Source organism: Thiomonas sp. SCN 64-16 (assembly GCF_001725585.1).
GTDB classification, from domain to species: Bacteria; Pseudomonadota; Gammaproteobacteria; order Burkholderiales; family Burkholderiaceae_C; genus Thiomonas; species Thiomonas arsenitoxydans.
The window spans coordinates 1-18,843 of sequence record NZ_MEGQ01000034.1; the positions used below are offsets into that span (position 1 = coordinate 1).

20 protein-coding genes are annotated in these 18,843 nt (G+C 64.8%); 15 read left to right on the plus strand and 5 right to left on the minus strand.

Going from position 1 to position 18,843, the window contains the following annotated elements; genetic code table 11:
• From ABT24_RS10365 to ABT24_RS10375, 3 genes are all read left to right on the plus strand, one after another.
• Positions 1 to 585: ATP synthase beta subunit C-terminal domain-containing protein (locus tag ABT24_RS10365; protein ID WP_502689012.1), on the plus strand; the 585-nt coding region annotated here is incomplete at its 5' end.
• A 90-nt stretch (positions 586 to 675) separates the two neighbouring features.
• Positions 676 to 1,110: a F0F1 ATP synthase subunit epsilon gene (locus tag ABT24_RS10370; RefSeq protein ID WP_013124221.1), complete on the plus strand. Its 435-nt coding sequence runs from the start codon at positions 676 to 678 to the stop codon at positions 1,108 to 1,110.
• Between the two features lie 188 nt (positions 1,111 to 1,298).
• The gene (locus tag ABT24_RS10375) at positions 1,299 to 2,456 is read left to right on the plus strand and encodes a septal ring lytic transglycosylase RlpA family protein (protein WP_276729469.1); all 1,158 of its coding nucleotides are present in this window, start codon (positions 1,299 to 1,301) and stop codon (positions 2,454 to 2,456) included.
• Positions 2,457 to 2,534: 78 nt separating this feature from the next.
• On the opposite strand, the gene ABT24_RS10380 is transcribed toward ABT24_RS10375, so the two are convergent.
• The gene (locus tag ABT24_RS10380; RefSeq protein ID WP_502689013.1) at positions 2,535 to 2,990 is read right to left on the minus strand and encodes a PsiF family protein; all 456 of its coding nucleotides are present in this window, start codon (positions 2,988 to 2,990) and stop codon (positions 2,535 to 2,537) included.
• Positions 2,991 to 3,084: 94 nt separating this feature from the next.
• On the opposite strand from ABT24_RS10380, the gene argS reads away from it, so the two are divergent.
• The 7 genes from argS to ABT24_RS10415 all read left to right on the plus strand — a co-directional run bounded on the left by argS (position 3,085) and on the right by ABT24_RS10415 (position 10,284).
• The gene (gene argS, locus ABT24_RS10385; RefSeq protein ID WP_276729688.1) at positions 3,085 to 4,839 is read left to right on the plus strand and encodes an arginine--tRNA ligase; all 1,755 of its coding nucleotides are present in this window, start codon (positions 3,085 to 3,087) and stop codon (positions 4,837 to 4,839) included.
• A 51-nt stretch (positions 4,840 to 4,890) separates the two neighbouring features.
• A complete protein-coding gene (locus ABT24_RS10390; RefSeq protein ID WP_013124217.1) occupies positions 4,891 to 5,517 on the plus strand; it encodes an SPOR domain-containing protein in 627 nt (208 codons plus the stop codon).
• A 35-nt stretch (positions 5,518 to 5,552) separates the two neighbouring features.
• Positions 5,553 to 6,218, plus strand: coding sequence for a thiol:disulfide interchange protein DsbA/DsbL (locus ABT24_RS10395; protein ID WP_276729465.1), 666 nt, complete (start codon positions 5,553 to 5,555; stop codon positions 6,216 to 6,218).
• Between the two features lie 122 nt (positions 6,219 to 6,340).
• The gene (gene lptA, locus ABT24_RS10400; protein ID WP_013107144.1) at positions 6,341 to 6,976 is read left to right on the plus strand and encodes a lipopolysaccharide transport periplasmic protein LptA; all 636 of its coding nucleotides are present in this window, start codon (positions 6,341 to 6,343) and stop codon (positions 6,974 to 6,976) included.
• A gap of 77 nt (positions 6,977 to 7,053) precedes the next feature.
• Positions 7,054 to 7,827, plus strand: coding sequence for an LPS export ABC transporter ATP-binding protein (lptB, locus tag ABT24_RS10405; RefSeq protein WP_013107143.1), 774 nt, complete (start codon positions 7,054 to 7,056; stop codon positions 7,825 to 7,827).
• Between the two features lie 6 nt (positions 7,828 to 7,833).
• Complete coding sequence (locus tag ABT24_RS10410) at positions 7,834 to 9,354, plus strand: RNA polymerase factor sigma-54 (protein ID WP_276729463.1); 1,521 nt, start codon at positions 7,834 to 7,836, stop codon at positions 9,352 to 9,354.
• Between the two features lie 120 nt (positions 9,355 to 9,474).
• Positions 9,475 to 10,284, plus strand: a complete 810-nt coding sequence (locus ABT24_RS10415; protein ID WP_276729462.1) for a COG4705 family protein — start codon at positions 9,475 to 9,477, stop codon at positions 10,282 to 10,284.
• On the opposite strand, the gene ABT24_RS10420 is transcribed toward ABT24_RS10415, so the two are convergent.
• Entirely contained in the window at positions 10,270 to 11,826 is a 1,557-nt protein-coding gene (locus tag ABT24_RS10420; protein ID WP_276729460.1) for a CYTH and CHAD domain-containing protein, read from the minus strand. The two genes, ABT24_RS10415 and ABT24_RS10420, sit on opposite strands and share 15 nt — an antisense overlap.
• Before the next feature lie 130 nt (positions 11,827 to 11,956).
• Between ABT24_RS10420 and ABT24_RS10425 the strand changes: the two genes are divergently transcribed.
• From ABT24_RS10425 to ABT24_RS10440, 4 genes are all read left to right on the plus strand, one after another.
• Complete coding sequence (locus ABT24_RS10425) at positions 11,957 to 12,916, plus strand: UDP-2,3-diacylglucosamine diphosphatase (protein WP_276729458.1); 960 nt, start codon at positions 11,957 to 11,959, stop codon at positions 12,914 to 12,916.
• Between the two features lie 74 nt (positions 12,917 to 12,990).
• Positions 12,991 to 14,031 carry a glycosyltransferase family 4 protein gene (locus tag ABT24_RS10430; protein ID WP_191088471.1) on the plus strand — a complete coding sequence of 347 codons (1,041 nt, stop codon included), beginning with the start codon at positions 12,991 to 12,993 and terminating at the stop codon, positions 14,029 to 14,031.
• A 4-nt stretch (positions 14,032 to 14,035) separates the two neighbouring features.
• Positions 14,036 to 14,455, plus strand: a complete 420-nt coding sequence (locus ABT24_RS10435) for a diacylglycerol kinase (RefSeq protein WP_013124209.1) — start codon at positions 14,036 to 14,038, stop codon at positions 14,453 to 14,455.
• A gap of 39 nt (positions 14,456 to 14,494) precedes the next feature.
• Positions 14,495 to 14,944, plus strand: a complete 450-nt coding sequence (locus ABT24_RS10440) for a nuclear transport factor 2 family protein (RefSeq protein ID WP_276729456.1) — start codon at positions 14,495 to 14,497, stop codon at positions 14,942 to 14,944.
• Between the two features lie 7 nt (positions 14,945 to 14,951).
• Here ABT24_RS10440 and corA read toward each other — a convergent pair whose 3' ends face one another.
• From corA to ABT24_RS10455, 3 genes are read right to left on the minus strand one after another with little or no spacing between them, the layout of a single operon-like run.
• The gene (corA, locus tag ABT24_RS10445; protein ID WP_013107135.1) at positions 14,952 to 15,917 is read right to left on the minus strand and encodes a magnesium/cobalt transporter CorA; all 966 of its coding nucleotides are present in this window, start codon (positions 15,915 to 15,917) and stop codon (positions 14,952 to 14,954) included.
• Positions 15,918 to 15,926: 9 nt separating this feature from the next.
• Positions 15,927 to 17,138 carry a patatin-like phospholipase family protein gene (locus ABT24_RS10450; RefSeq protein ID WP_013124207.1) on the minus strand — a complete coding sequence of 404 codons (1,212 nt, stop codon included), beginning with the start codon at positions 17,136 to 17,138 and terminating at the stop codon, positions 15,927 to 15,929.
• 45 nt (positions 17,139 to 17,183) lie between these two features.
• Positions 17,184 to 18,239, minus strand: coding sequence for an MBL fold metallo-hydrolase (locus ABT24_RS10455; RefSeq protein ID WP_013124206.1), 1,056 nt, complete (start codon positions 18,237 to 18,239; stop codon positions 17,184 to 17,186).
• 84 nt (positions 18,240 to 18,323) lie between these two features.
• Here ABT24_RS10455 and ABT24_RS10460 point away from each other — a divergent pair, with 84 nt between their 5' ends.
• On the plus strand, positions 18,324 to 18,728 hold the full coding sequence (locus tag ABT24_RS10460; RefSeq protein WP_013107132.1) for a MerR family transcriptional regulator: 405 nt from the start codon (positions 18,324 to 18,326) through the stop codon (positions 18,726 to 18,728).
• Positions 18,729 to 18,843 lie beyond the last annotated feature (115 nt).

Below are 18,843 nucleotides of genomic sequence, written 5' to 3' on the forward strand. Positions count from 1 at the left end.
TACCAGCCGACGCTGGCCGACGAAATGGGCAAGCTGCAAGAGCGCATCACCTCCACCAAAACCGGCTCCATCACTTCCATCCAGGCCGTGTACGTGCCGGCGGACGACTTGACCGACCCGTCGCCCGCAACCACCTTCAACCACCTCGACGCCACCGTGGTGCTGAGCCGCGACATCGCCTCGCTGGGCATCTACCCGGCGGTCGATCCGCTGGATTCCACCAGCCGCCAGATTGACCCCAACGTCATCGGCGAAGAGCACTACTCCACCACCCGCGCGGTGCAGGGCATTCTGCAACGCTACAAGGAACTGCGCGACATCATCGCCATTCTGGGCATGGACGAACTCTCGCCGGAAGACAAGCAGGCTGTGGCCCGCGCCCGCAAAATCCAGCGTTTCCTGTCGCAGCCCTTCCACGTAGCCGAAGTGTTTACCGGTTCGCCCGGCAAGTATGTGCCGCTGAAGGAAACCATCCGCGGCTTCAAGATGATCGTCAACGGCGAATGCGACGCCCTGCCCGAGCAGGCGTTCTACATGGTCGGCACCATCGACGAAGTCTTCGAGAAGGCCAAGAAACTCAACTAAGCCAGCGAGCTTGAAGCGATCCAATCCGGCCGACGATGCAAAAGACCGTCGGCTGGAGCCTGAAACCGCATCACGTTCCGGATTGAAGCCATGAACACCATCCATGTCGACGTCGTCAGCGCCGAAGAATCCATCTTCTCCGGCGAAGCCCGTTTCGTCGCCCTTCCGGGCGAGTCAGGTGAACTGGGCATTCTGCCCGGCCACACCCCCTTGATCACCCGCATCAAGCCGGGCTCGGTGCGAATCGAGTTGGCCGAAGCCAACGCCTCAGGCGGCAAGGAAGAGTTCATCTTTGTCGCAGGCGGCATTCTTGAAGTGCAGCCCAAGAGGGTGACCGTGCTCGCGGACACCGCCATTCGGGGAAAAGATCTCGACGAGGCCAAGGCCAACGAGGCGCTCAAGGCCGCGCAAGACGCGCGCGCGCATGCCAAAGAAGTGCAAGACGTCGCTGTGGTGGAGGGTGAACTCGCCATGCTGGCCGCCCAGCTTGCGGCGATCCGCAGGCTTCGCGGCCGAGCGCACTGAGAGCCCCCAGGGCCGGGCTGCGCCCAGCCCGCCACCGTGGGGGGCAAGCAAACTTGGGACGGCCCTACGTTTCTTTGAGTTCTCTTGGGTCAACCGTTGCAAAAGAACAGCCCGCTCGTGCGGGCTGTTTTGTTTTGCGCTTCGCCGCCGTTACGATGAACTGGACGCGAGCAATGTGGAGTCGGTGAATGAGCGCAGGTGGGGGCGTATGGACGACAGCCCAAGGAGGTCGGGACAGCAGGCCGCGCCTGCCAGGATCTCTGCTCGCCGTTGCACTGTTGCTGGGTTTGGCCTTAGGGGGCTGCGCCAGTGCGCCGCAGCGCAGCGCCTCGGGCGGGGCGCCAATCAATGCGCAGGAGGGGTGCCACGCTCCACCGCCCAATCTGCGTGCGGCCTACAACCGCACTTATACCGTGCGGGGCCGCAGCTACAGCCCCTTGCGCAACGCCGACGGTTACGACGAAGTAGGCATCGCCTCCTGGTACGGCTGGGAGTCGGGCACCACCACGTCGATGGGCACGCGTTTCAACCCGCGAGACTTTTCGGCCGCCAGCCGCGTCTTGCCGCTGCCGACCTGCGTTCAGGTGACCAATCTCGACAACGGTCTGAGCGCCCTGGTGCTGGTCAATGATCGGGGTCCATTTGTCAGCGGACGTTTGCTCGATTTGTCGATGGGCGCAGCGCAGGCTCTGGGCGTGACCCGAACGGGCACGGCGCGGGTGCGCATCGTGGCCCTGCCCGAGGGGGCCAACGCCCCCTTGCAAATCGCGCAGGCGGCCACGCCGCAGCCGTCGCCGCAAACCGGGTCGGCGCCTGTCGTGAGCCCGCCATCTGCTTCCTTGTCGGAACAGCCCGCGTTTGCGCCGCAGCAGTTCGCTGCGGCGCCCGTCACGCAGGTGCCGTCGATGCCAACGCCCGGGGCGAGCTTGCCCCAGCAGGCGCCAGAGCCTGCGCCCATCGAAGTGCAGACGCTGCCGCCGCTTACGCCCGCCTCATTGTCAACCTCTGTGCCGGCCGTCTCTGACCCACAGGCTGCGTTGCCTGCCGCTGCCACCAGCGCTCAGCCGCCAATGCCGCAGCCTGCGTTGAACCTGCCCGCAAACTCCGCTTCACCGCAAAACTATGTGCAGACTGGCGCATTCACGCTGCAAGCCAATGCCGAGGCGGAAAAAGCGCGTCTGCAGGCCGCAGGCATCGACGACGTATTGGTGGTGCCCGGCTATATCCGGGGTCAGACGTTCTACCGTGTGCAGATCGGACCGATCACAGGCGCCGCACCGGATGCCACGCTAGTGCAGAAATTACAGGGACTGGGATTGAGCGGCTACTCCGTGGTGCAGCAGTAGCGACACACTTCCTGCTTCCAAGACCACAAATGAAAAACGCACCCGAAGGTGCGTGCAAACCGCGTGCAAGCGTTTGAATTATTTCTTACGCAGGCATTCGCTCATGAATTTTTTACGCTCTTCGCCTTTCATGCCTTTGGCCTTGGCATCTTTGCTGCAGAACGACATCTTCTCTTGCTGCGGGGTCAGCTTCTTTTCGCCGGCAGCGGCTTTTTGTTCTGTCTTGCGTTCGGGCTTGGAGGCTTCTTTGCTGGCAGGCTTGGCAGTTTCGGCAGCTGCGGCGGGCTTGCTGGCCAGGCACTCTTTCATGAAGGTCTTGCGGGCCTCGCCGGTCTTGCCGGTGGCTTCCTTGTTGCATTGGGCCATGCGGCTTTGCTGCGGTGTGCCTTGCGCTTGAGACAGCACAGGCAGGGCCATCAGGCCCAGGGCGAGACCGAGGGTGGCGATCAGTTTTTTCATCATTCCTCCAAGTTGTGTTGTGACCGGACCGCAGTAGGCGGTTGTGCGATCAAGCCGTGCAACGAAAGGTTGCAAACCGGCAATTCATTACACCATACGGTTGTGCGGGCGCGAAGAACGGCAACAGACCCATAAAATGCCGACTTTGCGTCTTTACAACATTCCCATAATGATCGAATTCACCGCGCGGTTGACCACAGCGCTGCAACAAGCGGCAACGGCCTTGCAGCCCGAGTTTTCAGGCTCTATCGAACTCAGCCGTCCGCGCAGCGACGATCATGGCGAATTGGCCAGCAATCTGGCGATGCAACTGGCCAAACCGCTCAAACGCAACCCGCGCGATGTCGCTCAGCAAATCATCGATGCGTTGCGCACAAATGCTGACTTGGCCGAGGGCATCGCCCGCACTGAAATCGCCGGTCCCGGATTCATCAACTTTCACCTCCATCCTGCGGTGCTGCAGCAGGTGATTGTGGAAGTCGAGCAGGGTGAGGCGAAGTTCGGGCATTCCCGTGCGGGGCGCGAGCAGCCCATGCTGGTGGAGTTTGTTTCGGCCAATCCGACCGGGCCGTTGCATGTGGGGCATGGGCGCCAGGGGGCGTTGGGCGATGCCATTGCCGCCGTCTTGACCACTCAAGGCTGGGCGGTGCAGCGCGAGTTTTATTACAACGACGCCGGGGTGCAGATCCAGACGCTCGCGCTGTCGGTTCAGGCCCGGGCGCGTGGGTACAAGCCGGGCGATGCGCAATGGCCCGAGTCGGCCTACAACGGCGACTACATCGCCGACATTGCGCGGGACTTTCTGGCGTGTGAATCGGTACCAGACGACCAAGGTCAGCCCATCGTGGCCAATGGTCAAGCCGAAGATCTGGACAATATCCGCCGTTTTGCCGTGGCCTATCTGCGCCGCGAGCAGGATCTCGATCTCAAGACTTTCGGCATTCGGTTCGACAACTATTACCTCGAATCCAGCCTCTACACCGATGGCCGGGTGGAAGATGCGGTGCAGCGCTTGCAGGCCTCGGGCCACACCTACGAGCAGGACGGCGCGCTGTGGCTGCGCACGACGCAATACGGTGACGACAAGGACCGCGTGATGCGCAAGTCCGACGGCACCTACACCTATTTCGTTCCCGATGTGGCCTACCACCTGGCCAAATGGCAGCGTGGGTTTCATCGCGCGGTGAACATTCAGGGCTCGGATCATCATGGCACCATCGCGCGAGTGCGCGCCGGGCTGCAGGCGCTCGACCTCGGCATACCCACCGGCTATCCCGACTATGTGCTGCACAAAATGGTCACGGTGATGCGGGGCGGTCAGGAGGTGAAAATCTCCAAGCGCGCGGGCAGCTATGTGACCGTGCGCGACCTGATTGAATGGTCGGGCGGCGTGCGCGACGACATGAGCGACGAGCAGCGTCAGGCGGCTTTGCAGCGAGGGCGAGACGCCGTGCGCTTTTTTCTGGTCTCGCGCAAAGCCGATACCGAATTCGTGTTCGATGTCGATCTGGCCCTGGCGCAAAGCGACGAAAACCCGGTTTACTACGTGCAATATGCCCACGCCCGGGTGAACTCGGTGTTCGAACAATGGGCCGCCCGAGCCCCGCAAGAGGCCGCGCAGCCCGCGCTCATCGAGCAAGCCGACTTGTCACTGCTGATCGCCCCGCGCGAACGAGCGCTGCAACTCACGCTTGCGCGCTATCCGCAAGTCCTGGCCGCAGCGGCACAGGAACTGGCGCCGCATCAGGTGGCCTTCTATCTGCGCGATCTGGCTGCCGATTTCCACGCTTTCTACAACGCCGAACGCGTGCTGGTCGACGAACTTCCCCTGCGGCATGCGCGCCTGCGGCTGCTGCGTGCCGTGCGTCAGGTGATGCACAATGCACTGGCCGTGCTCGGCGTGAGCGCGCCGCAGCGCATGTAAGCGCACGGCGCGTCCGCAGGGCTCCATCGACAACGCACACTTCTGTCTTCCATGTCTAAACGCACCACACTCCGCGGCCAGTTCGGCGGCACCGTGATCGGCCTGATCGTCGGCCTGGTCATCGGCCTGGGTATCGCCCTCGGCGTTGCCCTCTACATCACCAAGGCGCCGCTGCCCTTCATGAATCGATTCCAGGAGCGTCCCGCCAGTGCGGCTTCCGGGGCCAGCAACTGGAATCCCAATCAGGGCTTGAGCGGCGCAACCGCAGCGCCGCCTGCGGGCAGCGGTTCCATGCCCGTGACGGTGGCGAGCAAGCCGCTGTCTCCTCAGGCGCTGGCCAAACTGGGGCAGCCCGCTGCGGGGGCCTCACAGGCGGCACTCGCGCCGACGACGGGAGGCGCGACAACCCCGGCCGCCCCAACCAAACCGGCCGCCCAAGGCCCCGTGCAGTATGTGCTGCAGGTCGGGGCGTACAGCACGCGCGAAGACGCCGAGCGTCAGCGCGCCAAGGTGGCTCTGATCGGTCAGGAAGCGCATGTGGATGAGCGCGTTGTCAACGGGCGCACCCTCTATCGCGTTCGAGTGGGGCCATTCACCTCGGCGCAGCAAGCCGAGCAGACGCAGAAACTTCTGGGCGATAACGGGGTTCAAACCGCCCTGATGCGCACCGGTTCATAAAACCCTATTCAGATCTTCAAACCAAAGGACGACTCATGTTTCAACGCTGGCTTTCCGTGGTGTTCATGGTGTTTTCAATGGGCTTTCTTGCTGCGGGAGCGCAGGCGCAGACGCCCGCCAAGAGCAGCCCGTTCAACGAGGGTTTTGCCTACAACCGCCTGGCCGTGCCGCAGCCGGTGAGCCCGTCGGACAAAATCGTGGTGTACGAGTTTTTCTGGTACGACTGCCCGCACTGCGCCGACTTCGACCCCCTGCTCGAAGCCTGGCAGAAAAAACTGCCCGCCGGAGTGGTGCTCGAGCGCGTGCCCGTCGCTTTTTCTCCTCAGTTCGTGCCGCAACAGCACCTCTACTACGCACTGAAGGCGCTGGGCAAGCTCGACGATGCGATGCAGGCCAAGATTTTCAACGCCATCCACAAACAGCACATTCCTCTGGGCACGGCCGATCAGATGGCCAACTGGCTGGCACAGCAGGGCATTCCCAAAAAAGCGTTCCTGGATGCCTACAACTCGTTCGGCGTGAATGCGCAAGTCCGGCAGGCCACGCAAATGGTGACGGACTATCAGATCAGCGGGGTGCCGACCATGGCGGTTCAGGGCACCTACACCACTTCTGCGGCGCTGCCTGAAGCCAACAACAACAAGAAGGTGCTCGAGGTCGTGGACTACCTGATCAAGAAGGTGCAGGCGGAGAAGAAGTAAGCGCGTCGCCCTGCCACATCTCAACACTGCCCGCATGCCGCGGGCAGTGTTTTTTGAGCCCCGCAAAATTGCTGCGAAATCGCCTGAACTGGCCCTAGAATGGATCGACTAAAGCAAAACCCATGCCGATGAAACGAGTGGCCAGAATTCTGTTGTTGACCCTGCTGTGTGCGCCGAGCTTGGCGCTGCCCGTGCTTGCGGCGCAGACCGACCGGAACCAGCCGATTCACATCGAGGCCGACGCCATGCGCTACGACGACGTGCACCAGACCAGTGTGTTCACCGGCAACGTGGTCGTCACCAAGGGTTCTCTGGTGCTGCGCGCCGCAACGGTCGATGTGCGCCAGGCGCCGGACGGCTATCAGTACGCGACGGCGATCGCCGCGCCGGGCCAGTTGGCCACCTTCCAGCAACAACTCGATACCGCGCCCGGCCAGCCCACGCAAACCATGGACGGCGCCGCGCAGCGCATCGAATACGACGGTAAGACCGATGTGGTGACGCTGCGTGGCCAGGCCATGCTCAGCCGACTGATCGACGGCAAGCTGGCCGACCGCAGCCAGGGCAATGTGATTGCCTACAACCAGATCACCGATGTGTTCACCGTCGAAGGCGGTGCGCAGGGCGCCACGGCCACCAACCCTGGAGGGCGGGTGCGGGTGATGTTGACGCCGCAGCCCGCCGCCCCGTCCGCGCCGACGGCGCCCAAATCGCCTCCCGCGCTCAAAGTCGCCCCGAAGCTGGGGACACAGCCTTGAGCGTCCAGCCGCATTCCGCTGGACAGACCGTGGTGCGGGGCGGCCTGGAGCCCGTCGCCCCGGCTGAAGCCGCGCGCGTGCCTTCAACTCCGTCGTCCCGCGCGGCCACCGGCCCGGAGCTCGACGTTCAACATTTGCAGAAACGCTATGCCGGTCGGCAGGTGGTGCGCGACGTTAGCTTCAGCGTGCGCTGTGGCGAGGTGGTCGGGCTGCTGGGGCCGAACGGCGCGGGCAAGACCACGTCGTTCTACATGATCGTCGGCCTGGTGCGGCCCGACGCGGGGCGCATCCACATCGACGGCCAGGACGTGAGCGATTCTCCGATGCACCGCCGTGCGCGCATGGGGTTGTCGTATCTGCCGCAGGAGGCGTCGATCTTCCGCCGCATGACGGTGGCCGAGAACGTGAGGGCGGTGCTGGAGTTGCAGCGCGACGCGCAAGGGCGCCGCCTGGGCAGGGCCGAAATCCGCGAACGCGAAGATCATCTGCTGCGCGAACTGCACGTCGAACATCTGCGCGACAGCCCCGCCCCCGCGCTTTCGGGCGGCGAGCGGCGGCGGGTGGAAATCGCCCGCGCGCTGGCCACGCAACCGCGCTTCATCCTGCTCGACGAGCCGTTTGCCGGCATCGATCCGATTGCGGTCATCGAGATTCAGCGCATCGTTCAGTTCCTGAAAGAGCAGGGCATCGGCGTGCTGATCACCGACCACAATGTGCGTGAAACGCTAGGCATCTGCGACCGGGCCTGCATCATCAGCGAAGGGCAGGTGCTGGCGCAGGGCGATCCGCAATCCATCATCGACAACCCCGCGGTACGCAAGGTGTACCTCGGCGAAAACTTCCGCATGTAAGCCGCGATGAAGCCGTCGCTGAACCTGCGCCTGTCCCAGCATCTCGCACTCACGCCGCAGTTGCAGCAGTCCATCCGGCTGCTGCAACTCTCCACCCTCGAACTCACGCAGGAAATCGAGGGCCTGCTCGAATCCAATCCCTTCCTCGAACCTGAAGAAGAGCAAGAGGCGCCCGCTGCCGCGCCGACATCCGAGTCGCCACCGCCTTTGGCGCCCGACCCGTCTCAGACATCGGTCGAAGGGCATGACGCAGCCGCCGAGCCCGCCGCTGAGCTGCAACTCGACACGCAGGACTGGACGGCCAGCAGCGGCGAAACCGATCACGGTGCGGATACCGATGCCGACGCCGACTCCTGGGTCAGCTCAGGCCAGTCCGTCAGCGGGGGCGGGGGTGACGACGACGAATTCAGCGCGCTCGACATTGCCTCCGAACACCTCGATCTGCGCGACCACCTGCGCGGTCAGTTGGCCGGGCTTGCGCTGAGCGCCACCGACCGCGCGGCTGCCGAAGCCATCATCGACTCGCTCGACGACGACGGCTATCTGCCCGACACCCCGCTGGAACTGGCGCAGGCCCTCGCCCCCGCGGCAGACGCCGAGCAGCTCGAAGACCTGGCCGATGCGCTGACCACGGCCATGCGCCTGATTCAGAGCTTCGACCCGGCCGGTGTCGCCGCCCACGATTTGCCCGACTGTCTCTGCCTGCAGCTTCAGCGCCAGGCGTCTTGTCCCGTGCGCGAACTCGCCCTGCAGATTTGCCGCGGCGGTCATCTCGATCTGCTGGCCAAGCGCGACTGGCGCAAGCTCGAACGCCAGCTCGAAGCCGATGAAGCCGCGCTGCGCCTGGCGCAGCAACGCATCGCCCAGCTCGACCCCCATCCCGGCAGCGCCTTCCGCCGCGATGCCGCGCAAGCCGTGACCCCCGATGTCATCGCCCGCAAGACCCCGCAAGGCTGGGTGGCGCAGCTCAACCCCGAGGTCATGCCCCGGCTGCGCGTGAATCAGATCTATGCCGACGCCATGCGCCGCGCACGCGACAGCGGCGGCGCCATGCAGGGACAGCTTCAGGAGGCGCGCTGGTTCGTGAAAAACGTGCAGCAGCGTTTCGAGACCATTCAACGCGTGTCGCAGACCATCGTCGAGCGCCAGCAGCGTTTTTTCGACTTCGGCCCCGTGGCCATGCGGCCCATGGTGCTGCGCGAAATCGCCGACGAACTCGGCCTGCACGAATCGACCATCTCGCGCGTGACCACGCAGAAGTTCATGCTCACGCCCTTTGGCACTGTCGAGCTGAAGTATTTTTTCGGCTCTGGCCTGAGCACCGAGGCCGGGGGCAACACCTCATCCACCGCGGTACGCGAACTCATCCGCCGCCTGGTGGCTGAAGAAGACAGCGCCAAACCCCTGTCGGACAGCGAACTCGCCGAACGCCTCACGCAGCAAGGCGTGCAGGTGGCGCGGCGCACCGTGGCCAAATACCGCGAAGCGCTGCGCATCGCCCCGGCCAATCTGCGCAAGAGCGGCTGAGGGCCCGCAGTCGCAAGCGGAGCCAGTCGCTCACCTTGCGCTAAGTCGTCCTCTCCAGAATGCCGGGGTCGCGCCGCACGCGACGCCACAACAACGCAAACGGTATTCAGGGAGTTCATCATGCAAAACGCAGTAAAAGCCGCGCAGCCTGGTTGGGCGCTGGCGGTCAAGGTTCCGGTCGTCATCACGCTTTACTTCTGGCTGATCAAAATCATGGCCACCACGGTGGGCGAAACCGCTGCAGACTATCTGTCGGTGGATCTGCATCTGGGCCTGGTCGCCACCAGCGCGGTGATGACCCTCTTGTTCATCGGTGTGCTGACGGCGCAGATGCGCGCCAGCCGTTACGTTCCCTGGCTTTACTGGTTGACGGTGACGCTCATCAGCGTCGTGGGCACCTTGCTGACCGACAATCTGACCGATCAGTTGGGTGTGCCGCTGCCGGTGAGCACTGCCTTGTTTGCGCTGGCCTTGCTGGCGACGTTTGCGATCTGGTGGGGCAGCGAGCATGATCTGTCGATCCACAGCATTGCCACGCCAAAACGAGAAGGGTTTTACTGGGCGACGATTCTGTTCACCTTTGCGCTGGGTACTGCCGGAGGCGATCTGGCCGCTGAGCGGCTGCAGCTCGGCTATGCCTTGTCGGCCTTGCTGTTTGGCGGCGCCATTGCGCTGACGGCAGCGGCCTACTACCTCTTCAAGGCCAGTGCCGTGACCACGTTCTGGGTCGCTTACATCCTCACCCGCCCGCTGGGCGCGACCTTGGGTGACTGGTTGTCTAAACCCGGTGCTGAAGGAGGGCTCGGTCTGGGAACCATGGGCACCAGTGCCCTGTTCCTGGTCACGATTCTGGCCCTGGTGATTTACCTCACTGCGACACGGCGCGACCAGTTGCAGGCAAGTTCAACCCCAAGTTCAACCCTCTCTTGACTTGCCGCGGGCGGCTTGGAGCGCGCGCTGCAAGCCGGTGCGGGCCTGCTTGAAGGCATCGTGCATGGCCTGTTCGCTGAACGCGTTGGGCTGTGACGGCGGAGTGCTTGGGTCGCTGATCATCCAACGCGCCAGCCGGTGGGTGTCGAGCGCTTTGCCCAGGTCGGTTTGCAGGGCGCTGGTGAGTTTGAGCCAGGCTTTGCCTTCGTCGCCCAGCGACTGGCCGATCCAGGGGGCCAGCCATTCCAGCGCATAACGCAATTGCTTGGCGCGCAGGCGCAGGGCGTGCAGCGCGCTCCAGGGGGCGTCGATCGGTGTCGCGGCGAGGCTGTCCCAGATGGCCAGCAGTTCGGCCCAGCGCTGCGGGTGCAAATGCAGGTCGTCGCGGTGCAAGCGCAGCAGCCTGCGGGCCAGCTGTTCGGTGGACATCTCGGCGGCAATGATCTGGCTGCCGCTCCAGCACTCGGCCCAGCGCGTCTGCGCCAGCAGTACGCGGCCGAAGCGGGCGCTGCGCAGATAGGTCAACAGGGCTTGAAGACGCGCCTCGCGGCGTTGGGCGAGACCGTCGCGTAGGGTGGCGTGTGTGCTGCCGGGCGCGCTGGCCTGTTCAATGCAGACGTCGACATCGCGCACCGCGCCCAGCAGTTGTCCGGCCCAGCGCCATTCGTCGCGCAGCCAGCGGCAGGCTGCGCGTTGCGACTTCGGCCCCGTGGTCTGAAGCAGCCGCAGCAGCACCCGCAGTCGGCGCAACTGCAGCCGCATCTGGTGCACGGTTTCGGGCAGGGCTTTGTCGTGCAACAGATCGGCGCCGACGGCAATGACGGCGGTTGCCTGCTGCAGCACGTCGGCTACGGCCTGCCCGCCCTGTTCATGCGGAGGCAGTTCGCGAGCGAGCGCGGGCAGTTGCAGCGTGGCGGCGCCTGCGGCAATCGCTGCGAGCTGAACCTTGCTGATGGGCGAGATCAGCAGCGGCAGGTCTTGCGCCAGCGTCCACGCAAGGTCGAAAGCGTGGAGCCAATGGCCGCTGATGAACTCGATCTCCAATTCGCTGACCAAGAGGCTGGGCGCGTCTGGGGTGACGCCGCCCAGCGCCTGGCCGTGATCGAGGCAGACCTCGAGTTGCGAGCCCTCCCAATCGACCCACCATAGGGTGCGCTGCACCCGGGTGCCGAGCACCGCCTGCAACTGGCTGGCGAGCGCATCAAGGTCGCCCAGGCGGGCCAGTGGCGTCTCGCTCAGGCGTTGCAGCGACGCGGCGTCGGGCGTGTCGGCGTCGATGTCGAACTCCCATTCGCCGCGCGCGAGTTGCAGGCCCTGCGCCGGGCTGCTCTTGAGGGTGAGAATGCGCCGCCCGTCCCCCGGGTGCCGTACCCGCAAGGCCAGGCCCGCCTCGCGCAGGGCGTGCGCCGGGGTATCGAAGTACCAGGTTTGCAGCGCCTGAACCCGGGGCGGCTGCGCCATCGATTGCAAGACCGGATGGCGGCGCACGGCGTCATGCAGGGCGGGATCGAGTCGGAATTTGAGTTCGCGTTCCTGGCTCATGGCGAGGGGGGTTCGAGGGAATGAAGTTGTCATTTGACCCGCTCGCTAGATGTGAAACAAGTCGCAGCGTCAATTGGGTAGCGATATTTTTTCCGTGACGTTCACCAGATTGACACATTGAAGCTATGCAATGCGCGACATGGTGATCCAAACCCTGTCCCGAATGATGCGCAGCAGTGCCGTGATTCCGCAAGACGGCGCCACGGCGGAAACCCTGCGCGCGGCAGTTCACATCGACGCTCCGCAAGCCGGCGCTGAGGGCGAGCCGGAGTTGAAATGGCGCACCCTGTGGCTGTCCGACATTCATCTCGGCACGCGCGACTGCAAGGCGCCGCAGCTGCTCGAATTTCTGCGGCATTGCAGCGCCGACACCATTTATCTGGTGGGCGACATCATCGACGGCTGGCAGCTCAAGAAAAAGGGCATCTACTGGCCGCAGGCGCACAACGACGTGGTGCAAAAGCTGTTGCGCAAGGCGCGCAAGGGCACGCGGGTGGTGTTCGTGCCGGGCAACCATGACGAGTTCGCGCGGCCCTACGACGGGCTGCATTTCGGCGGCATCGAGGTCATCAATCAGGTGCGGCATGTCACCGCCGATGGCCGCACCCTGCTTATCGTGCACGGCGATCTGTTCGACAGCGTGGTGCTCTATGCCAAGTGGCTGGCGCATCTGGGCGACGCCGCCTACATGTTCACCCTCAAGCTCAATCGCTGGCTCAACCATGCGCGGCTCAAGCTCGGTCTGCCGTACTGGTCGCTATCGCAATATCTCAAGCACAAGGTCAAGGCGGCGGTGAACACCATCTCGAGTTTCGAGACCTTGCTCAGCGATGAAGCGCGACGCCAGCAGTGCGACGGTGTGGTCTGCGGTCATATTCACCGCGCCGAGCTGCGCAGCGAAGACCGGCAGATCTACGCCAACTGCGGCGACTGGGTGGAGAGCCTGACCGCGCTGGCTGAAGACTTCGACGGCCGCCTCAAGCTGCTGCACTGGAACGCCGGGCTGCAGGTGCTGGCGGAGCTGGCGCCGCAGACTGCAACGCATCCCGCCCCTTTACATCCCGCACCCACACAACCCGTCCACGCATGATCGCCTCCGCAGTCGCTCCTCAAGTGGCCGCCGCGGCCGAAAAGCCCTGGCCCCCCGCCGCCGGCACGCCGCCGCTGCGCATTCTCATCGTCACCGACGCCTGGGAGCCGCAGGTCAACGGCGTCGTGCGCACTCTGAAGACCACCATCGGGCAGCTGCGCGACATGGGGCAAGTGGTCGAGGTGGTGGAGCCGGGCAGTTTTCGCACCATTCCCTGCCCGACCTATCCCGAAATCCGCCTCAGCCTGCGGCCGCGTTCGCGCATCATGCAGCGGGTGACCGAGTTCATGCCCGACGTGGTGCATGTGGCTACCGAAGGGCCGCTGGGCCAGGCCGCGCGGCGCATCGCGCAGCGTCTGGACATTCCGCTGACCACGGCGTACCACACCCGCTTTCCCGAATACGTCCAGGCGCGCTTTCGTGTGCCGCTGGGGTGGACTTATGCCTATCTGCGGCGCTTTCACAACGCCGGCCGCGCCGTGCTGGTGCCCACGCAAGTGGTGCAGCGCGATTTGCAGGAGCATGGTTTTCGAAATGTGCGGCTGTGGTCGCGCGGGGTGGATCACCGCATGTTCTACCCGCGCGAAGGTGAACGGCTCGACGGCAAGCCGCCCATCTTTCTGTACGTTGGCCGGGTGGCGGTGGAAAAGAACATCGACGCTTTCCTGCAGCTCGACCTGCCGGGTACCAAGTGGGTGGTGGGCGAAGGGCCGGAGCTGGAGCGCATCCGCAAGCAGTATCCCGGCGTGCGCTTTCTCGGCGTGCTCACGCAGGACGAGCTCGCCAAGGTCTATTCCGGCGCCGATGTGTTCGTGTTTCCGAGCAAGACCGACACCTTCGGGCTGGTGCTGATCGAAGCGATGGCCTGCGGCTGCCCGGTGGCGGCTTATCCCGTGACCGGCCCACTCGATGTGATCGGCGAAAGCCCTGCCGGTGCGCTCGACAACGACCTCAAGGCCGCCTGCCTGCGCGCCCTGCAGATTCCGCGCAGCGTGGCGCTGGCGCATGCGCGCAAATTCACCTGGGAAGCGGCCTCGCGGCAGTTTCTCGATCATTTGCGCAAGGCCGTTCGCGAAAGTAGTGCGGCAAATAGTGCGACGCAAACGACGCACTGAACCCATGGCCCAGCAGCGCGAACGCGCGCCCCTGCCCAAGCCGGAGGCGGCGCCCAATCCCTACAAAACCCGCACCGGGCTATCGCGCGTGTATCACGCGGGTATCAACTCCATGAGCGGTTTGCGCGCTGCGTGGCAGACCGAGTCGGCGTTCCGCCAGGAGCTCACGCTGGCCCTCATCCTGCTGCCGCTGGCGCTGTGGCTCGGTCGCACCTGGACCGAGCGGGCCGTACTCGCAGGCAGTGTGCTGCTGGTGCTCATTGTCGAGCTGCTCAACACCGCCATCGAGTACACCGTCGATCGCGTTTCGCTGGAGCGGCACGACCTGAGCAAGACCGCCAAGGACCTGGGCAGTGCCGCCGTGCTGCTCACCCTGCTGCTGTGCGTGCTGATCTGGGCGGCTGTGCTGCTGCCGCGCATCTGATTCCAGCGCGGCGTCGCGCTACTGCATAAGATGCGCATCATGGAAATCGACGCTGCCCCGCCTTTGCACGCCTGTCCTTTGCACCGCATCGCCCGTGTGTTTGAACAACTGCGCGCCGACCAGCTCGACGTGCTGACGCAGGTTTACGCCCCGCAGGCCACGTTTCAAGACCCGTTCAATCGCGTGCAGGGCTTGCCCGCCATCACGGCGCAGTTTGCGCATATGTACGCCAAACTGCATGCGCCGCGTTTTGTGGTGAGCGAGGTCACCGGGCAGGGCAATGTGGGGTGGATGACCTGGGATTTCCACTTCGCCCTGCGCAAGGGCGCGTCTGCGCAAGTCGTGGCCGGCGCCACGCGCTTCGTGCTCGATGCGCAGGGGCTGGTGATGGATCACCGCGACTATTGGGACGCCTGCGATTTCTACGCCACGGTGCCGGTGCTCGGCGCCGTGGTACGGCGACTGAAACGCGCTGCCGCGGCCGGCTGAACAGGCTCTAATCGAGCCAGCCCTTTTTGCGGAAAAACCAGAACGGCGCGATGACGGTGAGCACCATCAGCCCCAGGGCGAAGGGGTAGCCGAGGGGCCAGTCGAGCTCGGGCATGTGTTTGAAGTTCATGCCGTAGATGCTGGCGATCAGCGTGGGCGGCAGCATGGCGACGGCAGCGACGGAAAAAATCTTGATGACCTTGTTCTGGTTGATGTTGATGAAGCCGACGGTGACGTCCATCAGGAAGTTGATCTTGTCGAACAGAAAGGCGGTGTGGCCGTCGAGCGAGTCGAGGTCGCGCAGGATCTGCCGCGCCTCTTGCGACTGATCGGCGCTGAGATGGCGGCTGCGCAACAGAAAGCTCAGCGCGCGGCGGGTGTCCATCACATTGCGGCGGATGCGGCCGTTCAGGTCTTCCTGCTGCGCGATGCCGGTGAGTGCCTCGGATGCGTCCTGGTCGCTGGGGCGCGGCTTGAGGATGTGCGCGCCGATGGCCTCCAGATCGTCGTAAATGCCTTCGAGGGTATCGGCCGAATATTCGGCGTCGGTGAGGTAGAGCGCGAGCAGCACGTCAGTGGCGTTTTCAATCAGCCCGGGCATGCGACGCGCCCGCAGCCGCAGCAGGCGAAAGACGATGAGGTCGTGCGTGTGGATGGAGAACAGCACGTTGCCGTGAACGATGAAGGCCACGCGCTCGTTGCGCGGACGCTCTTCGTCACTGATGAGAAAGTCGGTGCGCAGATGCAATTGCCCGTCTTCTTCCTCCTCGTAAAACCGCGCGGATTCCTCCAGATCCTGATCGAGGACGTCGGCGGGGATGGTCAGGCCGAAGCGGGCCTCGACCCAGCCGAGCTCGCGCGGATCGGCCGATTCGAGATCGACCCAGACGGGCTGCAGCCCCGCGAGGGTTTGCGGGTCGCCGACCTCCTGCTGCACCAGGCGACCATTCTTGAGGGTGAACACATTGAGCATAGGGCTGCATTATGCGCAATGCGGGTCGGGCGCGGTGAGGTTGAAAAACGCCGTGATCGCATCGCGCTGCGCCAGCGCATCGGCCCGGCCGAGTTCGACCAAGGCGGAGAGGTAATCCGGCGTGAACAGCAGATAACTGGCCAGCGCCGATCCTCGGCCGGTACCCATGCCCACCGATTGCAGCAGCAGCCGCGCGCCACGGGGCATGCTGTGCCAGTGCCGCGCGGCAATGGCGTCGATCGAGGTGGAGGGCAGCAGGGTCAGCGTGGGCAGGGGGCGGTAAGGCAGATTGGCGCGCACCTCGGGCGGCAGATCCGCCAACATGCGGTTGATGCGCCCGGCCTGCTGCGCGTCGGCGCGCAGGGTGTCGAGAAACACGCTGGACATGGCGTGCGCCGCAATCTCCGCCACGCTGGGGTAGGGCGGCAGATGCCGGCGCATTTGCCCCGCCTCGGGATGCGGCTCGGCCACGCCGATGGCCAGTGCGCGTTCTGCGCCCAGATGAATGGCAGGAGCCAGCGGGGCGAGCTGGCGCATGGCGCCGTCGCCAAAGTATTCCGGCCCGACTTCGCCATACAGCGGCGTGGCCGGAAACACGAAGGGCAGGGCGCTCGACGCCAGCAAGTGCTCCACGCCGATGGGCTGCGCAATGCCCCACAGCCCAGGCCGCCGCCAGGGCTGCACCTCGGGGTGGGCCTGAAAGAAGGTGATGTGCCGCCCGCTGGTATAGCTGGAGGTGGCCACAGATAGCGCGCGCAAGGCGCCGCTCTGAATCGCGGCGTCCACCGCATCGAAGTGCACCCGCCGACCCAGGGTGTCGGCCAGCGGGGTGTTGTCGAGCAGGGCGCGCGGGTTCTGCTTCCACAGCCAGCCGAATGCCATCAGCCCGAGCCAGCGCGCGCCGCCGCGCAGCAGTTGCCCTGTGCCGACCCCGAAGACCTCGTGCGCCTGCAGGGTGCTCCAAAGCGTTTGCAGTTCATGCAGGGCGGCTGGCCATTCGGCGCAGCGGCTGGCGAAATACGCCGCATTGATCGCCCCGGCCGAGGTGCCGCACACCACGGGAAACGGGTTGCGCTGCGCGGGCCAGCCCTGCGCCTGCAGAATCTCGCCCACACCGCCGAGCACTCCGGCCTGATAGGCCGTGCGCGCCCCGCCGCCCAGCAGCACCAGGGCCGCGTTTTGCGGCGGTGGGTTGTCGGCGGCAGTCGTGTTGTCGGGCATGGCGGCGTTGAAAATATCACTGCGCCGCGGCAGTAGAAATGCGGGTTAGCGCACGAAACGATAGACCCCGCCGTCTTCCAGGCGGCGCAACTGCCCATCGAACCACAGCTTGTGCAGATGGGCGATGGACTCGCCCATGGCGAAGGTTATCTGGTGCACGTCCAGCGGGCGTTTGAACAGCACGGGCAGCAGGTCGGCCGCGGTTTGCGGCGTGGCGCAGGCCTGCATCACTTCGGCCAGACGCTCGTGGTGATGCTGCTGCAACTGCCCGATGCGGGCCAGGGCGCCGCGGAAGGGTAGGCCGTGCGAGGGGAAGATCAGCGTGTCGTCCGACAGCAAGGCGCTAAAGCGCGCCAGGCTGTCGAGAAACTGTTGCAAAGGATTGGACAGCGGTTCGTTGTCGTTCACGCTGATGTTGGTGGAGATGCGAGGCAGCAGCATGTCACCTGCGATGAACAGCGCGTCGGCCTCGCTGTATAGGCTGATGTGTTCCGGCGCATGGCCGTAGCCCGCGACGCAGCGCCAGTCGCGCTCTCCGATGCGCAGCACGTCGCCGTCCTGCAGGCGCACGAAACGCGTGGGCATGGCGGGCACCAGGCCGCTGTAGTAGTCGGTGCGCTTGCGGATGGCGGTCAGAGTCTGCGGGTCGGCCAGGCCATGCGCGGCGTAGTGCGCCGCCATCGCCTCTCCGCCGATGGTCATGCAGCCGCGCGCCGCCATGCACGAGACGGCATAGTCGGTGGCGCTCATCCACAGCAGGCAATTCCAGCGCGCGGTGAGCCAGTGCGCCAGCCCGACGTGGTCTGGGTGCATGTGCGTGACCACCACACGCAGCACCGGCAGGCCGCCCAGTTGCGTGGCGAACACCTGCTCCCATGCCGCGCGGGTGGGCAGGGAGTCGATGCCGCAGTCCACAATCGTCCAGCCGCGCACGCCGTCCACGGTGTCTTCCAGCAGCCAGAGGTTGATGTGGTTCAGCGCGAAAGGCAGCCCCATGCGCAGCCAGCGCAGCCCCGGCGCCAGCTCGATGCTTTCTCCCAGTGCGGGCGTCGTTTCTCCAAAGGGGTAGCGGATGGCATCAAAGGCGGGCTGGGCGGACATGGCGGGCGGATTCAAAAGGTTGGGAGCGTGATGGCGCAAACTACACTTGACGTTAACGTCAACTGGAGCCGAGTATAGGCACGCATGAAAAAAGCCGCTGCTGCACCTGCCGCCCCCACTTTCACCATTGGTGAGCTCGCCCGCGAGTTCGACCTCACCACCCGCGCCATCCGCTTTTACGAAGAAGCCGGCTTGCTCTGCCCGCAGCGCCAGGGTCGGCTGCGCGTGTATACCCAAGGCGACCGCACGCGGCTCAAACTCACTCAGCGGGGCAAACGGCTGGGCCTCAGCCTGGCCGAGATCAAGGAACTGGTGATGATGTACGAGTCGCCGCGCGACACCGCACCGCAACTGCGCCGCTACCTGGAAGTGCTGGCCGAGCACCGCGCCGACATCGAAGGCCGCATGGCCGATCTCAAGGCGACGTTGGAGGAGATTCGCGCCTACGAGACCGAGGCGCGGGGGCTGCTGAAGAAGCAGGGCGGGTGAGGGGAGCGCTGGTTCTGGATGGGTGCTGGAGGAGTGGCTATTCACGTTGACGTAAACGGAAGGTAAGATCACCGGAAATCTGCCAGCAGAGCAGCCCCCACGGAGACTTGCCACC

Coding starts and splice junctions, on each gene's coding strand:
- ABT24_RS10450 (WP_013124207.1), bottom strand. CDS start 17,138: ATGCCCGACAACACGACTGCCGCCGACAACCCACCGCCGCAAAACGCG.
- ABT24_RS10410 (WP_276729463.1), top strand. CDS start 7,834: ATGAAGCCGTCGCTGAACCTGCGCCTGTCCCAGCATCTCGCACTCACG.
- ABT24_RS10390 (WP_013124217.1), top strand. CDS start 4,891: ATGTCTAAACGCACCACACTCCGCGGCCAGTTCGGCGGCACCGTGATC.
- ABT24_RS10420 (WP_276729460.1), bottom strand. CDS start 11,826: ATGAGCCAGGAACGCGAACTCAAATTCCGACTCGATCCCGCCCTGCAT.
- corA (WP_013107135.1), bottom strand. CDS start 15,917: ATGCTCAATGTGTTCACCCTCAAGAATGGTCGCCTGGTGCAGCAGGAG.
- lptA (WP_013107144.1), top strand. CDS start 6,341: ATGCCGATGAAACGAGTGGCCAGAATTCTGTTGTTGACCCTGCTGTGT.
- ABT24_RS10370 (WP_013124221.1), top strand. CDS start 676: ATGAACACCATCCATGTCGACGTCGTCAGCGCCGAAGAATCCATCTTC.
- ABT24_RS10440 (WP_276729456.1), top strand. CDS start 14,495: ATGGAAATCGACGCTGCCCCGCCTTTGCACGCCTGTCCTTTGCACCGC.
- ABT24_RS10375 (WP_276729469.1), top strand. CDS start 1,299: ATGAGCGCAGGTGGGGGCGTATGGACGACAGCCCAAGGAGGTCGGGAC.
- ABT24_RS10425 (WP_276729458.1), top strand. CDS start 11,957: ATGCGCGACATGGTGATCCAAACCCTGTCCCGAATGATGCGCAGCAGT.
- ABT24_RS10460 (WP_013107132.1), top strand. CDS start 18,324: ATGAAAAAAGCCGCTGCTGCACCTGCCGCCCCCACTTTCACCATTGGT.
- ABT24_RS10455 (WP_013124206.1), bottom strand. CDS start 18,239: ATGTCCGCCCAGCCCGCCTTTGATGCCATCCGCTACCCCTTTGGAGAA.
- argS (WP_276729688.1), top strand. CDS start 3,085: ATGATCGAATTCACCGCGCGGTTGACCACAGCGCTGCAACAAGCGGCA.
- ABT24_RS10435 (WP_013124209.1), top strand. CDS start 14,036: ATGGCCCAGCAGCGCGAACGCGCGCCCCTGCCCAAGCCGGAGGCGGCG.
- ABT24_RS10395 (WP_276729465.1), top strand. CDS start 5,553: ATGTTTCAACGCTGGCTTTCCGTGGTGTTCATGGTGTTTTCAATGGGC.
- ABT24_RS10415 (WP_276729462.1), top strand. CDS start 9,475: ATGCAAAACGCAGTAAAAGCCGCGCAGCCTGGTTGGGCGCTGGCGGTC.